Origin of the sequence: Pseudomonas sp. MM227 (genome assembly GCF_947090715.1) — a bacterium.
In the GTDB taxonomy this organism is placed as follows: domain Bacteria; phylum Pseudomonadota; class Gammaproteobacteria; order Pseudomonadales; family Pseudomonadaceae; genus Aquipseudomonas; species Aquipseudomonas baltica.
Map to the genome: position 1 here is coordinate 1,179,826 of NZ_OX352319.1, position 14,423 is coordinate 1,194,248.

Sequence of the window (14,423 nt, forward strand, 5' to 3'; positions counted from 1 at the left end):
GCTGGCTCAGGTCCCGGGATCGGCGACCAGTCGGCCGGTGTCCCTGCGCAGCGACTTGAGGAAATCCTGCTGCAATTCGGGGTCGTTGCGGGTCAGCTCGATCAGGCTCTGTTCCAGTTCGCTGGCTTCGTCTTCCAGGCCCAGTTCGGCCAGGCGCTTGACCCGATACACCCACTGACCGACCTCGTCACCTTCCAGGTCGTCGAAGATCAGCGTGTGCGCTTCGGCCAGTTTGCCGCGCAGGTCCGGGCTCACCGGCAGCAGGGCGCTGGCCCGGGTCTGGCTTTCCTCGTCCACCACACTCAGTTGCAGGCGTGTGACGTGGGTCAGATCCTGTTCCGCAAACGGGTTGTCGAGCAGGTTGATGCGCAACACACCGTTGGCGTCGGTTTCCAGGTCATAGGTCTTGCGGCCGGTGCCCACTTGTACCGGCCGCTCGCTCCATGGCGTGCTGTCGTGCTCCACGCGCCTGTCGGTCTGCACCTCGTCGATACCGGCAAGGTTCTGCTCGGCACGGCCGTTGGACTGCACGTTCATGAACGGATTGAGCCCGGCGAAACCGTAGCTGACCCAGTCCTTGGTCACGCTGTCGGGCAGGCTGCCGAAGGTCGCCACGTTCACCACGTTGGCGCCGACGCCGGCTACTACGGCCACCACCCCTAGCGGAATCTCGTAGACTTCACGCCAGGGTTGATAGGGGGTGTAGCGGTCGTAGTGACGTGTGGTCTCGAACGCCGTGACCTCGAAATCCTTGAGTTCACGAATGCGCACGCGGCGTTGCGGCGTCTGCAGCACCTCGGGCTTGCCCAGGTCGATCTGCACGCTGTGTTCGAGCAGCTTGCGCTCGATGCGCTCTTCGTGTTCGTTGCGCTGCGACATCTGGTTGGCACAGCCACTGACCAGCAGGGTGCTGCACAGGGCAGCACCACCGAAGGCCAAGGTAGTTCGCTTGAACATGGTTTCTCGAATCTGTCAGCGGCGCACGCGAGCCTGGATGAAAGACAGGACGTCGTCGACAGGCAAGGCCTGTGCGGCTTCCTCGGTACGGCTCTTGTATTCCAGGTTGCCTTCGGCCAGGCCACGGTCGCTGATGACGATCCGATGGGGAATGCCGATCAGCTCCATGTCGGCGAACTTGATCCCGGGGCTGGTTTTCTTGTCGCGGTCGTCCAGCAGCACTTCGAAGCCCGCCTCGGTCAATTCCGCGTACAGCCGGTCGGTGGCTTCGCGCACTTGCTCGGTTTCGTAGCGCAACGGCACCAGGGCGACCTGGAAGGGCGCCAGGGTATCGCTCCAGATGATGCCGCCAGTATCGTTGTTCTGCTCGATGGCAGCAGCCACCACGCGCGACACACCGATGCCGTAGCAGCCCATGGCCAAGGTCACCGGCTTGCCGTTCTCACCCAGTACCTGGCACTTCATGGCTTCGCTGTACTTGGTGCCCAGCTGGAAGATGTGACCCACCTCGATACCGCGCTTGATGGTCAGGGTGCCCTGGCCATCCGGGCTGGTGTCGCCGTCGACCACGTTGCGCAGATCGGCAATCTCCGGGAGGGGCAGATCGCGCTCCCAGTTGACGCCGAAGTAATGCTTGTCGTCGATGTTGGCGCCCACGGCGAAGTCGCTCATGAAAGCTACCGAGCGATCGATGATGCAGGTCAGGGGCAGGTTCATTGGGCCCAGGGAACCTGCGCCCGCGCCGATGGCATCACGCAGTTCCGCTTCGCTGGCCATGACCAGCGGATTGGCAACCAGCGGTTGGTTGGCGGCCTTGATCTCGTTCAGCTCGTGATCGCCACGGATGATCAAGGCAATCAATTTGCCTTCTTCGGCGGCGTGGACCACCAGCGTCTTCACGGTCTTCTCGATCGGCAGGCCGAAGTTTTCCACCAGTTGGGCGATGGTCTTGGCGTTGGGCGTGTCGACCAGGCGCAGTTCCTCGAGTGCGGCGCCACGCTCGGTTTCGCGGGGGATCGCCTCGGCCTTCTCGATGTTGGCTGCGTAGTCGGACGTATCGCTGAAGACGATGTCGTCTTCGCCGGACTCTGCCAGCACATGGAATTCGTGGGAGCCGGCGCCGCCGATGGAGCCGTTGTCGGCTTCCACCGCGCGAAATTTCAGGCCCAGGCGGGTGAAGATGTTGCTGTAGGCCAGGTGCATGCGGTCATAGGTGGCCTGCAGCGAGGGCTGGTCGGCGTGGAAGGAGTACGCATCCTTCATGATGAACTCGCGACCGCGCATCAGGCCGAAGCGCGGACGGATCTCGTCACGGAACTTGGTCTGGATCTGGTAGAGATTGATGGGCAACTGCTTGTAGCTGTTGAGCTCGTTGCGCATCAGGTCGGTGATGACTTCTTCGTGGGTGGGGCCGGCGCAGAAGTCACGGTCGTGGCGGTCCTTGAGGCGCAGCAACTCGGGACCGTACTGCTCCCAGCGTCCCGACTCCTGCCACAGTTCGGCCGGCTGGATGCCGGGCATCAGCACTTCGAGAGCGCCGGCGGCGTCCATTTCCTCGCGCACGATCCGCTCAACCTTGCGCATCACTCGAAGCCCCATCGGCAGCCATGTGTACAGGCCCGAAGCGAGCTTGCGGATCATGCCGGCACGCAGCATCAGCTGATGGCTGATCACGACCGCATCGGAAGGGGTTTCTTTCTGTGTGGCGAGCAGATATTGACTGGTGCGCATGGTTGACCGTTGTCTTCGCGAAATTTTATCGAGGTCTGGCATTGTACGGGGGTGATTGGGCGACGTACAGGCGTAGGGCCGGGCTTTGCCGGGCGCCGCGATCCAGACGCAGAAAAGCCCGGCAGGGCCGGGCTTTTCGAGGTGAAGCGACCTGCTGGGCTGTTACATGATGCTCAGAGGGTACTCGACGATGAAACGCAGGTCGTTGTTCGACGGACCGTAGTCGGCATCGTAGGCGTTGTTGGCGCGGTAGATGGCGCTACGCAGGCGGAAGGACATGTCCTTGATCGGGCCTTGCTGAACCACGTACTTGGTTTCGAAGTCCCACTCGTGCTCTTTGCCTTCTTCGCCGTTGCTGGCTTCGATGTTGTCGCCAGTGATGTAGCGAGTCATGAAGCTCAGGCCGGGTACGCCGTAGGTTGCCATGTTGATGTCGTAGCGAACCTGCCACGATTTCTCTTCGGCGCCGACGAAGTCGGAGTACTGAACGGAGTTGTTCAGGAACACGGTGCCGCCGCCGTCCACGCCGTAGGCGTAGCCGGTGTCGCCGGAACTGCGCTGGTAGCCCAGGGTGAACTTGTGCGCGCCCAGGCTATAGGCAACCGCGGTGCTCCAGATCTTGTTGTCGACGTCGCCGCCCAGATCTTCGCCCTGGCTCTTGGTGCGATAGGCGTTGAAGTCGAAGTTCAGCGACTGCAGGTCGTCGATCGGCAGGGTGTAGTTCAGGTTGACGTACTGACGCTTCCAGTAATCTTCCACGTCGGACGCAGCGACCGTACCGGTGAAGTTCTTGGTGAAGGCGTAGGTGGCGCCGGCGATGTCGGCGGACTTCAGGCCCAGGGAGTCGTGACCCATGCCGGTCTGCGCGCTCATCGAGGTGAAGCGACCGATGTTCAGGGTCAGGTTGTCGATTTCGTTGCTGGTGATCGAAGTGCCGGTGGCGACTTCAGGCAACAGACGGCCGTCATCGGTCGCGAAGACCGGGCTGGCAACGATTTGCTGGCCGTATTTGAGTACGGTGTTGGAGAAGCGGAACTTGACGGCCGCGCCGCCCTTGGTCTGGCTGTGTTCCAGGTTGCCTTCGTCGTCGGCTGCGAACAGGCCGTTGCTGCGGCGACCGGTACCGCCGTCCAGGCGCACCGAACCGAAGCCCATTGCATCGACACCGGCACCGATGGTGCCTTGGGTGAAGCCCGACTCGTAGAACATCTGGGCGCCAAGGCCAGTGTCTTCACGATAGCCCTTGTCGCTGCCTGCGGTAGGGTTGCCTGCGCCGTGCTTGTAGTCACGGTTCATGTACAAGGCACGCAGCTTGAGGTTCAGGGTGCTGTCTTCCACGAAACCCTTGGACTCGTCCTGGGCGGAGGCCAAAGCCAACTGCGAGGTGCCGGCTGTTACAGCCAGTGCGATCATGCTCCACTTCATCACGCGCATCGTGATTTGCTCCTTTGGTTTTTAAGAAGAGTAACCACTGCCTCACCTGTTTTTTTATCTGAGGCAGTTCTTTCTTTTTATGACGGCGCGGAACGTATACCACGCCGGTCATGTTGGCGATACTTCAAGTCCGCTGTTGCATGTTCAGGCTTACAACCACACTTGGGTTGCGTGCCTGCACTAACGTGCGTCATTGATTCACTGTTTCCGTTTGTTCCGGTTTCGTCTTCCCACGTCCCCGGTGACCGTGCTGGGATGAATGCAACAAGCGTGCACAAACGTGCCAGCAGTTCACATATTTTTCACTTTTCTTCCAGTGGTTCGGCCAAGCCCGCGTAAAACCGGCGCATCGGGACATTCCTGCTTTCCTCGGTAACGAATACCGCTGTGCGAGTGAATCCTGTTTCGCGGCGCAAACGTTACCGCAGGGTGACAAGAGTGGGTAGATTGCGAGGCCTTCATGCACCGAGACCTTCCCTGGTGGACCTTTTTGGTGCGAAAGGTGACGTCCTGAATGGCAAGGCTAGACCACCGACAGGAATTGGCAACGCTGTGCCTGCGTAAAGAAGGACCACTTGTCAGACAGTTACAAGCGGTATCGCATAAAGCGGGTGAACTGCTGCGAAAAAGTGGTCTGTACGGTTCGGTGCTGCGGGCGATCCTGGGGCGGGCGGCACCAAAACCGTGCCTCGCCTCGGGCACGGCTCCAGGTGCGCCGCCTTCCGGCGTGTCGAGCAAATAGTGGCTCACCCGGAAAAAACCGATCAGGCACGCTATCCTTGCCGCTCGATGATTCGCGGCCATGCCTCGATCCCCCATTCCTTCCTGTGGAGAACGCCCGTGTTCAGCCTGGATGCCCGACTTGCCGGAGACGCTCATGTCATCGGTGACTTCGCACTTTGTCGCCTGCTGCTCAGTAATGACGCCAGGTATCCCTGGTTCATTCTGGTGCCGCGACGCCCGGATATCACCGAGGTCTTCGAACTCGATGACGCAGACCGTGAAGTGCTGTGGAGCGAAACCAATGCATTGGCGAAGTTGCTTCACCAGCACTATGGCGCCGACAAGATCAACATCGCGACCCTGGGCAATGTCGTGAGTCAGTTGCATATGCACGTGATCGTTCGCTACCGGGCCGACGCGGCCTGGCCTGCGCCCGTGTGGGGCAAGCTGCCGTCCATGCCTTACACCGCCGAGCAATTGGTGGCGGTTCGCCAAAGGCTGGCAGGCGTGCTGGGCACCGATTTCATTTTTACGGAGGGCAGGGCATGAGTCTGGAAGATCGCGTGATGGAACTGGAGACGCGCCTGGCTTTTCAGGATGACACCCTGTCTTCGCTCAGCGACGAACTGATCCTGCAACAGCGGGCGATCGAGCGCCTGCAGATGCAGCTGGCCGCGCTGCTCAAGCGTCAGGAAGAAATGGTCGGCGAGTTCGAAACGGCTACCCAGGAGGCGCCGCCGCCGCATTACTGAAATCTTTTTTCGGCAATGAAAAACGCGGGCAATGCCCGCGTTTTTTTATTGCTGCATTGGAGTCAGCGACGTGGCGATGCCGCAATCACGTCTTCGGCCTGCAGACCCTTGTCACGGTTCATGACCGAGAACTCGACCCGTTGGCCTTCGACCAGCACGCGATGGCCTTCGCCACGAATGGCACGAAAATGCACGAAGATGTCGTCGCCGGAATCGCGGGAAATGAAGCCGAAGCCCTTCGACGTGTTGAACCACTTCACCGTACCGGTATCGCGGTTGGTCATGTCGTACTGCACGGCGCTGGGTGCCGGTGACGCGCGGTAGAAGCTGATCGACAGGTGCGCCAGGCACGCGAGCAGTGCGCACAACAGGCCCGGCAGGATGCCGATGGCCGGCAGCGGCACCAGCAACGTCAGGGTCTGGGTGATCACCGAGGCAACCAGCAGCACACTGACCAGATTTTGCAACAGATGACGTGGGCCTTTGTTCCAGCGCGGTATCACTGGAGCCAAAAGCAGGTTGAGCAGACCGAACAGCGCCAGGTAGATTGCGTCGGGTTGTTGCAGGTAAGGCGCTACATCGGCCCGCAGGCTTGGTATGAACGACAGCAGCACGGCCGCTGCGCCCGTCAGGAGGTGGACGATTTTCAACATTTGATTGGCTCACTCTAAGATCAGGCATCAGGAAGAGCTGATACCGCAACAAGCGCAGCGTTGGGGTGACAATAATTGCCGAGCATCTGCAGGGATCAGCCTATGCGCCACGGCTTGATGAATCGCCCCGGCGGCACGCGGTCTATTTAACAGCAAAGCCCGATCCTTCTCAAATCGGCCAGAGCGCCGCCCGACGCCGTCGGGCGGATAGCCTGCGCAACTTGCCCGAGGCCGGAGCTGCGTGGGTCGATGGGTCTTGGTAAAGTGGGCATCCACCCGTGGTGGTATACATTCATCGTCATCAAGGACATCACATGGCAATCGATATCGGCATCAGCGAAGAAGATCGCAAATCGATCGTGGACGGCCTGTCCCGTCTGCTTTCCGACACCTACGTCCTGTACCTCAAGACGCACAACTTCCACTGGAACGTGACCGGCCCGGCTTTCCGTACCCTGCACCTGATGTTCGAAGAGCAATACACCGAACTGGCGCTGGCCGTGGACTCCATCGCCGAGCGTATCCGTGCCCTCGGTTTTCCCGCGCCTGGCGCCTATTCGGTCTATGCCCGCCTGTCTTCGATCAAGGAAGAGGAAGGGGTGCCCTCGGCCCAGGACATGATCAAGCAACTGGTCGAAGGCCAGGAAGCCGTTACCCGCACGGCCCGCGGTATCTTCCCGCTGCTGGACAAGGTCAGCGACGAGCCGACGGCCGACCTGCTGACCCAGCGCATGCAGGTGCACGAGAAGACTGCCTGGATGCTGCGTTCGCTGCTCGAAGGCTGATCCCTGGCGACACGGCGGCGTCTTTTGCACTGCTGCGCCCGCCGTGTCGATCCAGCTTTTCCCGCTTGCCACCGGCCTGGGTACGGGGGGTTCGCTCCTACCCAACGACGCCGCTCTTCGTACGTATGCACTTCCGTATTCCCCTGTCGTCATCGTTCGCCGATACGCTTCCATAGATCCGTCAGCACACCTCCAGGGTTGGAGGGGCGATCATCTAGGAAGCACTGATCCATGGAACGGAACATCATCGTCACCCGGGCGCGCCAGCTCGATCGATCGAGCAAGCTTGCCGTCGATCCCTACTCGGACAACTTCGACATGGGCCTGGCCAGGCCCGTCTCGCGTTCGGTTCGCTTGAACGGTTTCGCCACCTGCCTGCGCCTGGAACGGATCTACTGGGAGATTCTCGAGCGCATCGCCCTGGCCAATGAATGCACGGTGAACGCGCTGCTTTCCTACGTCGACCGCGAAGTCCACCTGCGCCATGGCGGCGTCAAGAATTTCAGCGGACTGGTGCGGGTAGTCTGTGTCACCTACTTGATGGGGCGTGATCGAACGTCGTCTGTTACCTTGGACGGCTGCGCAGCGTCGATTAACCGGATATAATCCCGCGTTTCGCCCTGGCGCCGCTTGCGCCGCGGTCATTTGGTTGCCGAGACACTACCCATGCCGATGTACGACTATCAATGTGCTTCCTGCGGTCATCAGATGGAAGTCATTCAAAAGATCAGCGCCGAGCCTTTGACCGATTGCCCTGCCTGCCAGGCGCCACAACTGAAAAAGGTGCTTTCCATGCCGGGCTTCCGCCTCAGCGGCACCGGCTGGTACGAGACCGATTTCAAGACCGGCAACAAGAAGAATCTGGCAGGCGGCGACAAGGCCGAGTGAATTGCCCGGCCCCGGCCTGCTCCTGCACTATGTCCAGGGTGCCGCGTGTCCAGCTACACGCCGTCATCGAATCATGAATTACGAGAAGTGAAACCACTACTATGATGCGCAGCCACTATTGCGGCCAACTGAACGAGACCCTGGAAGGTCAGGAAATCACCCTGTGCGGCTGGGTCCATCGCCGTCGCGACCATGGCGGGGTGATCTTCCTCGACATTCGGGATCGTGAAGGCATGGCCCAGGTGGTCTTCGACCCCGATCGCGCCGACAGCTTCGCCGCCGCCGATCGCGTGCGCAGCGAGTACGTGGTCAAGGTCACCGGCAAGGTCCGTGCGCGGCCCGCCGGCGCAGTCAATCCGAACATGGCGTCTGGCGCCATCGAAGTGCTGGGCTACGAGCTCGAAGTGCTGAACGAAGCGGAAACCCCGCCGTTTCCGCTCAACGAGTACTCCGACGTGGGTGAGGAAACGCGCCTGCGCTATCGCTTCATCGACCTGCGTCGTCCCGAAATGGCCGAGAAGCTGCGCCTGCGCTCGCGCATCACCACCAGCATTCGCCGCTACCTCGACGAAAACGGTTTCCTCGACGTCGAAACGCCGATCCTGACCCGTGCCACCCCCGAAGGCGCACGTGACTACCTGGTGCCCAGCCGTACCCACCCCGGCAGCTTCTTCGCCCTGCCGCAGTCGCCCCAGCTGTTCAAGCAGCTGCTGATGGTGGCCGGTTTCGATCGTTACTACCAGATCGCCAAGTGCTTCCGCGATGAAGACCTGCGTGCCGATCGTCAGCCCGAGTTCACTCAGATCGACATCGAGACCAGCTTCCTCGACGAGAGCGAAATCATCGGCATCACCGAAACCATGGTGCGCAAGCTGTTCAAGGAAGTGCTCGACGTCGAGTTCGGCGATTTCCCGCACATGACCTTCGAAGAAGCCATGCGCCGCTACGGCTCGGACAAGCCCGACCTGCGCAATCCGATGGAACTGGTCGACGTCGCCGATCAGCTCAAGGATGTCGAGTTCAAGGTCTTCAGCGGTCCGGCCAACGACGCCAAGTGCCGCGTTGCCGCACTGCGCGTTCCAGGCGGGGCGAGCATGCCGCGCAAGCAGATCGACGATTACACCAAGTTCGTCGGCATCTACGGCGCCAAGGGCCTGGCCTACATCAAGGTCAACGAGCGCGCCAAGGGCGTCGAGGGCCTGCAGTCGCCGATCGTCAAGAACATCCCGGAAGCCAACCTCAATGTGATCCTCGATCGCGTTGGCGCGGTCGATGGCGACATCGTGTTCTTCGGTGCCGACAAGGCCAAGATCGTCAGCGAGGCATTGGGTGCGCTGCGCATCAAGCTGGGCAACGATCTCGACCTGCTGACCTGCGAGTGGGCGCCGATGTGGGTCGTCGACTTCCCGATGTTCGAAGAGAACGACGACGGCAGCTTCAGTGCGCTGCACCATCCGTTCACCGCACCCAAGTGCACGCCTGCAGAGCTGGAGGCCAACCCGGCCACTGCCCTGTCGCGCGCCTATGACATGGTACTCAACGGCACCGAGCTGGGCGGCGGTTCCATCCGTATCCACCGCAAGGACATGCAGCAGGCCGTGTTCCGCCTGCTCGGTATCGAGGCGGCGGAACAGGAAGAGAAGTTCGGCTTCCTGCTCGACGCGCTGAAATACGGTGCACCACCCCATGGTGGCCTGGCCTTCGGCCTGGACCGTCTGGTCATGCTGATGACCGGTGCGCAGTCGATCCGTGAAGTCATCGCCTTCCCGAAAACCCAGAGCGCCGCCGACGTCATGACCCAGGCGCCTGGCGTGGTCGATGCCAAGGCGCTGCGCGAATTGCACATTCGCCTGCGCGAACAGCCCAAGGCCGAGTAACTGCTGACAGGGCGCATCTTCGGATGCGCCCTTGCGTTGGGCGGTGGAAAAACCTTGCCAGGGGCAGGGTTCGTATGGGTAACACACAGAAACTGGAGTTGCGTTATGGCTGGTCATTCCAAGTGGGCGAACATCAAGCACCGCAAAGAGCGCCAGGATGCCAAGAGGGGCAAGATCTTCACCAAGTGGATTCGTGAGCTGACCGTCGCTGCCCGCCAGGGCGGCGGCGAGCCAGGTTCCAATCCGCGTCTGCGCCTGGCGCTGGACAAAGCCCTGAGCGCCAACATGAGTCGCGACATCATCGATCGCGCGATTGCACGGGGCACCGGGGCAGCCGGCAGCGACGACGTGGTCGAGCTGAGCTACGAGGGCTACGGTCCCGGTGGCGTCGCCGTACTGGTCGAATGCATGACCGACAACCGCAATCGCACCGCTGCCGCCGTGCGTCATGCGTTCAGCAAATGCGGGGGCAATCTGGGTACCGATGGTTCGGTGGCGTATCTGTTCGAGCGCAAGGGGCAGTTGTCCTTCGCCCCGGGCGTGGACGAGGATGCGTTGATGGAGGCGGCCATGGAGGCCGATGCCGACGACATCGTGACCCATGGCGACGGCTCGATGGACGTGTTCACCTCGTTCGCCAGCTTCTACTCGGTGGGCAATGCGCTGCAGGCGGCCGGTTTCAATGCCGATGAAGCCGAGATCGTCATGGCGCCGACGACCAGTGCCGAACTTGATGCGGAAGGTGCCGAGAAGGTGCTGAAGCTGATCGACATGCTCGAAGATCTGGATGATGTGCAAAACGTCTATTCCAACGCCGAGATATCCGACGCCGTGATGGAGCAGCTTGGCTGATCGGCCCGTGTGTTTCATCTAAGCCATGCTTTACCAGTGCCGGCTTCTTGGCCGGTAGATGGCTCGCCGCCCGCGGCGCTCCCACATGCTATGCACACCCATGTGGGAGCGGGTTCTACCCGCGAAGGCATCAGCCGTGTTCCTCACTACTGCAGGCTTTATGACTTTAATTCTTGGAATCGACCCAGGCTCGCGCATCACCGGGTTTGGCGTCGTGCGTGAAACCGGACGCGGTTGCGAATACGTGGCTTCGGGCTGTATTCGTACCGGCGGCGGACTGCTGCATGATCGTCTGCAGATCGTTTTTCGTGGGGTGCGTGAGGTGATCCAGACCTACGGTCCGGTGACCATGGGCATCGAGCGGGTGTTCATGGCCCGCAACGCCGATTCGGCCCTGAAGCTGGGCCAGGCGCGCGGCGCTGCCATCGTCGCAGCGGTGGAGGAGGGGCTGGAGATCGCCGAGTACAGTGCCACCCAGGTCAAGCAGGCCATCGTCGGCACCGGTGCCGCCAACAAGGAGCAGGTACAGATGATGGTCATGCACCTGCTCAAACTGACCCAGAAACCCCAGATCGATGCCTCCGATGCCCTGGCCATCGCACTCACCCACGCGCACACCCGGTCCAGCCTCATGCCCCACGGCCTGAGCGCGGCCCGCAGTCGCGGTGGGCGCCTGCGCCTGTAGCGGCTTACATCGTTTCAAACTTTTTTGCTTGCAGCTCACCTCAGTCCTGTAATGATGGCCCTTGAACTGGCCCGCATGAACAGGGCGTGACTGCGCCTTCCGACAAAGGATTCATACGTGATTGGACGCCTGCGCGGTACCTTGGCTGAAAAGCAGCCGCCGCACCTGATTCTCGACGTCAACGGGCTGGGCTATGAGCTCGAAGTGCCGATGACCACGCTCTATCGGCTGCCGCCGGTCGGCGAAAGCGTGACCCTGCACACCCACCTGGTTGTGCGTGAAGACGCTCAGTTACTCTATGGCTTCTATGAAAAGCGCGAGCGCGAGCTGTTCCGTGAGCTGATCCGCCTCAACGGCGTCGGCCCCAAGCTGGCACTGGCGCTGATGTCGGGGTTGGACGTCGACGAACTCGTGCGCTGCGTGCAGGCTCAGGACACCTCGGCGCTGGTGAAGATACCCGGCGTGGGCAAGAAGACCGCCGAGCGGCTTCTGGTCGAACTCAAGGATCGCTTCAAGGCCTGGCAGACCACGCCGAGCATGTTCGAGCTGGTGCCCAGCGGGCCGCAGGGGCCGGCGCCGGTCAACAGCGCCGAAGCCGATGCCGTCAGTGCGCTCATCTCCCTGGGCTACAAGCCCCAGGAGGCCAGTCGCGCCGTGGCGGCCATCGACGCCAAGGGGTTGAGCAGCGAAGAATTGATCCGCCGCTCGTTGAAGGGAATGATCTAAGTGATCGAAGCCGACCGTCTGATCGCCGCCACCGGCCGCGATCGGGAAGAAGTACAGGATCGGGCCATCCGCCCGCTCAGCCTGGCCGACTACATTGGCCAGCCCACCGTGCGCGAGCAGATGGAGCTGTTCATCCAGGCTGCGCGCGGGCGCAGTGAATCCCTGGATCACACCTTGATCTTCGGCCCGCCCGGGTTGGGCAAGACGACCTTGGCCAATATCATCGCCCAGGAAATGGGCGTGTCGATCAAGAGCACGTCGGGGCCGGTACTGGAACGGCCGGGCGACCTGGCTGCCCTGCTCACCAACCTGGAACCCCACGATGTGCTGTTCATCGACGAGATCCACCGGCTGTCGCCCATCGTCGAGGAAGTCCTGTATCCGGCCATGGAGGACTTCCAGCTCGACATCATGATTGGTGAGGGTCCCGCGGCACGTTCCATCAAGCTCGATCTGCCGCCGTTCACCCTGGTCGGGGCCACCACCAGGGCGGGCATGCTGACCAATCCGCTGCGTGACCGCTTCGGTATCGTCCAGCGCCTGGAGTTCTACAGCACTGCGGACCTTGCAACCATCGTCAGTCGATCGGGCAATATCCTCAACCTGGAGATCGAGGACGAAGGTGCCTTCGAGATCGCCCGCCGCGCCCGCGGTACGCCGCGAATCGCCAATCGCCTGCTACGCCGCGTGCGCGACTTCGCCCAGGTGCGTGGCAAGGGGCACATCACCAAGCCCATCGCCGACCTGGCGCTGAACATGCTCGACGTCGACGAGCGCGGCTTCGACCACCAGGATCGCCGGCTGCTGCTGACCATGATCGAGAAGTTCGACGGTGGGCCGGTGGGTGTCGACAGTCTCGCCGCAGCCATCAGCGAAGAGCGCCACACCATCGAGGACGTCCTGGAGCCTTACCTCATTCAGCAGGGCTACATCATGCGCACCCCGCGCGGCCGGGTCGTGACGCGCCACGCCTACCTGCATTTCGGTCTGAACATTCCCAACCGGCTGGGCGACATGCCGGGCAGCGATGCCATGTCCGAAGAAATCGACGCATGAAAGGCCCCTCGCACAGCGACCTAATTCGGCTTTCCGTGGTCCTAGGGGCTGACACGGCTTTTGCATGGCCCTTGCCTGCACACGCGACGAAAAAACAGTTGCCCGGGCGGATTGGCAACCTGAGGAGTAAGCACTAGAGTATGCGCGCGCAAAACGGGGTTCAGGCGTTCGCCCATCAGTGTCGGGTCTATTACGAAGACACCGACGCCGGCGGCGTCGTCTATTACGTCAACTACCTCAAATTCATGGAGCGGGCTCGTACCGAGCGCTTGCGTGCGCTGGGTTTCGTCCAGTCGCAGCTGGCAGGTGAGAACCTGCTGTTCGTCGTGCATTCGGCAGAGGCGCGCTACCATGCGCCGGCGCGGTTGGACGACGAGCTCGCGGTGACCGCCGAAATAACCGAATTGAATCGCGCCAGCCTGCGTTTCAAACAGCAGGTATGGCGGGTGAAAGATACAACGCTGCTCTGCGAAGGGCAGTTCATGGTGGCCTGTGTGCGCGCCGATAACTTCAGACCCCGGGCCATTCCCCCAGCCTTGCGTACGGCCTTTGCCGACGCAGGCGGCCTGGGCAAACAATCCAGTGCAGGAGATTAAGCGTGGAAGCTAACGTCGTCGACCATACCTCCATGTGGAGTTTGGTCAGCAATGCCAGTGTCGTGGTGCAGTTGGTAATGCTTATTCTGGTGGCCGCCTCGGTCACCTCGTGGGTCATGATCTTTCAGCGCAGTTCGATGCTGCGCGCCGGTCGTCGTGCCCTGGACAGCTTCGAGGAACGCTTCTGGTCGGGCATCGACCTGTCCAAGCTGTACCGTCAGGCTGGCAGCAATCCCGACCCTGATTCGGGTGTCGAGCAGATTTTCCGTGCTGGCTTCAAGGAGTTTTCCCGCCTGCGCCAGCAGCAGGGCGTCGATCCCGATGCCGTGATGGAAGGCGTGGGCCGTGCCATGCGCGTGGCGATTTCCCGTGAGGAAGAGAAGCTCGAACAGGGTCTGCCATTCCTGGCAACCGTCGGTTCCACCAGCCCCTACGTGGGTCTGTTCGGTACCGTATGGGGCATCATGAACTCGTTCCGCGGCCTGGCCTCGGCGCAGCAGGCGACTCTGGCCACCGTTGCGCCAGGTATTGCCGAAGCACTGATTGCCACGGCCATCGGTCTGTTCGCAGCGATTCCGGCCGTCATCGCCTACAACCGTTTCGCTGCTCGCAGCGAAACCCTGATCAACCGCTACTACACGTTCGCTGACGAGTTCCAGGCCATCCTGCACCGTAAAGTGCACACCAGCGAAGAGTGAGCAGGGATAA

16 protein-coding genes are annotated in these 14,423 nt (G+C 61.5%); 12 read left to right on the forward strand and 4 right to left on the reverse strand.

What is annotated here, in order from left to right; all coding sequences use genetic code 11:
• Nucleotides 1-6: 6 nt before the first annotated feature.
• The 3 genes from ONG87_RS05290 to ONG87_RS05300 all read right to left on the reverse strand — a co-directional run bounded on the left by ONG87_RS05290 (nt 7) and on the right by ONG87_RS05300 (nt 4,122).
• A complete protein-coding gene (locus ONG87_RS05290; RefSeq protein ID WP_122479322.1) occupies nt 7-957 on the reverse strand; it encodes a hypothetical protein in 951 nt (316 codons plus the stop codon).
• Nucleotides 958-972: 15 nt separating this feature from the next.
• Nucleotides 973-2,688, reverse strand: a complete 1,716-nt coding sequence (locus tag ONG87_RS05295) for a proline--tRNA ligase (protein WP_264382349.1) — start codon at nt 2,686-2,688, stop codon at nt 973-975.
• Between the two features lie 162 nt (nt 2,689-2,850).
• Nucleotides 2,851-4,122 carry an OprD family porin gene (locus tag ONG87_RS05300; RefSeq protein WP_122479320.1) on the reverse strand — a complete coding sequence of 424 codons (1,272 nt, stop codon included), beginning with the start codon at nt 4,120-4,122 and terminating at the stop codon, nt 2,851-2,853.
• Between the two features lie 840 nt (nt 4,123-4,962).
• Between ONG87_RS05300 and ONG87_RS05305 the strand changes: the two genes are divergently transcribed.
• Both ONG87_RS05305 and ONG87_RS05310 read left to right on the forward strand, forming a co-directional pair.
• Complete coding sequence (locus ONG87_RS05305) at nt 4,963-5,394, forward strand: HIT domain-containing protein (RefSeq protein WP_185794199.1); 432 nt, start codon at nt 4,963-4,965, stop codon at nt 5,392-5,394.
• Nucleotides 5,391-5,597: a SlyX family protein gene (locus ONG87_RS05310; protein WP_264382350.1), complete on the forward strand. Its 207-nt coding sequence runs from the start codon at nt 5,391-5,393 to the stop codon at nt 5,595-5,597. The genes ONG87_RS05305 and ONG87_RS05310 overlap by 4 nt, the downstream gene beginning before the upstream one ends.
• Before the next feature lie 62 nt (nt 5,598-5,659).
• On the opposite strand, the gene ONG87_RS21105 is transcribed toward ONG87_RS05310, so the two are convergent.
• Nucleotides 5,660-6,250 carry a cold-shock protein gene (locus tag ONG87_RS21105; RefSeq protein WP_049861522.1) on the reverse strand — a complete coding sequence of 197 codons (591 nt, stop codon included), beginning with the start codon at nt 6,248-6,250 and terminating at the stop codon, nt 5,660-5,662.
• Between the two features lie 314 nt (nt 6,251-6,564).
• Between ONG87_RS21105 and ONG87_RS05320 the strand changes: the two genes are divergently transcribed.
• The 10 genes from ONG87_RS05320 to tolQ all read left to right on the forward strand — a co-directional run bounded on the left by ONG87_RS05320 (nt 6,565) and on the right by tolQ (nt 14,413).
• On the forward strand, nt 6,565-7,035 hold the full coding sequence (locus ONG87_RS05320) for a Dps family protein (RefSeq protein WP_090356750.1): 471 nt from the start codon (nt 6,565-6,567) through the stop codon (nt 7,033-7,035).
• Between the two features lie 231 nt (nt 7,036-7,266).
• Nucleotides 7,267-7,641: a ribbon-helix-helix domain-containing protein gene (locus tag ONG87_RS05325; protein ID WP_240998810.1), complete on the forward strand. Its 375-nt coding sequence runs from the start codon at nt 7,267-7,269 to the stop codon at nt 7,639-7,641.
• 60 nt (nt 7,642-7,701) lie between these two features.
• Entirely contained in the window at nt 7,702-7,923 is a 222-nt protein-coding gene (locus tag ONG87_RS05330; protein ID WP_122479318.1) for an FmdB family zinc ribbon protein, read from the forward strand.
• A 101-nt stretch (nt 7,924-8,024) separates the two neighbouring features.
• Nucleotides 8,025-9,800 (forward strand): aspartate--tRNA ligase, encoded by a 1,776-nt coding sequence (gene aspS / locus ONG87_RS05335; RefSeq protein WP_192049881.1) that lies wholly within the window; start codon nt 8,025-8,027, stop codon nt 9,798-9,800.
• 105 nt (nt 9,801-9,905) lie between these two features.
• The gene (locus ONG87_RS05340) at nt 9,906-10,652 is read left to right on the forward strand and encodes a YebC/PmpR family DNA-binding transcriptional regulator (RefSeq protein ID WP_122479316.1); all 747 of its coding nucleotides are present in this window, start codon (nt 9,906-9,908) and stop codon (nt 10,650-10,652) included.
• Nucleotides 10,653-10,812: 160 nt separating this feature from the next.
• Entirely contained in the window at nt 10,813-11,337 is a 525-nt protein-coding gene (ruvC, locus tag ONG87_RS05345; protein ID WP_264382351.1) for a crossover junction endodeoxyribonuclease RuvC, read from the forward strand.
• 117 nt (nt 11,338-11,454) lie between these two features.
• On the forward strand, nt 11,455-12,063 hold the full coding sequence (ruvA, locus tag ONG87_RS05350; RefSeq protein ID WP_122479314.1) for a Holliday junction branch migration protein RuvA: 609 nt from the start codon (nt 11,455-11,457) through the stop codon (nt 12,061-12,063).
• Nucleotides 12,064-13,119 (forward strand): Holliday junction branch migration DNA helicase RuvB, encoded by a 1,056-nt coding sequence (ruvB, locus tag ONG87_RS05355; RefSeq protein WP_122479313.1) that lies wholly within the window; start codon nt 12,064-12,066, stop codon nt 13,117-13,119.
• A 140-nt stretch (nt 13,120-13,259) separates the two neighbouring features.
• The gene (gene ybgC / locus ONG87_RS05360) at nt 13,260-13,715 is read left to right on the forward strand and encodes a tol-pal system-associated acyl-CoA thioesterase (protein ID WP_192057584.1); all 456 of its coding nucleotides are present in this window, start codon (nt 13,260-13,262) and stop codon (nt 13,713-13,715) included.
• Between the two features lie 2 nt (nt 13,716-13,717).
• A complete protein-coding gene (tolQ, locus tag ONG87_RS05365) occupies nt 13,718-14,413 on the forward strand; it encodes a protein TolQ (protein WP_122479311.1) in 696 nt (231 codons plus the stop codon).
• Nucleotides 14,414-14,423: the final 10 nt, after the last annotated feature.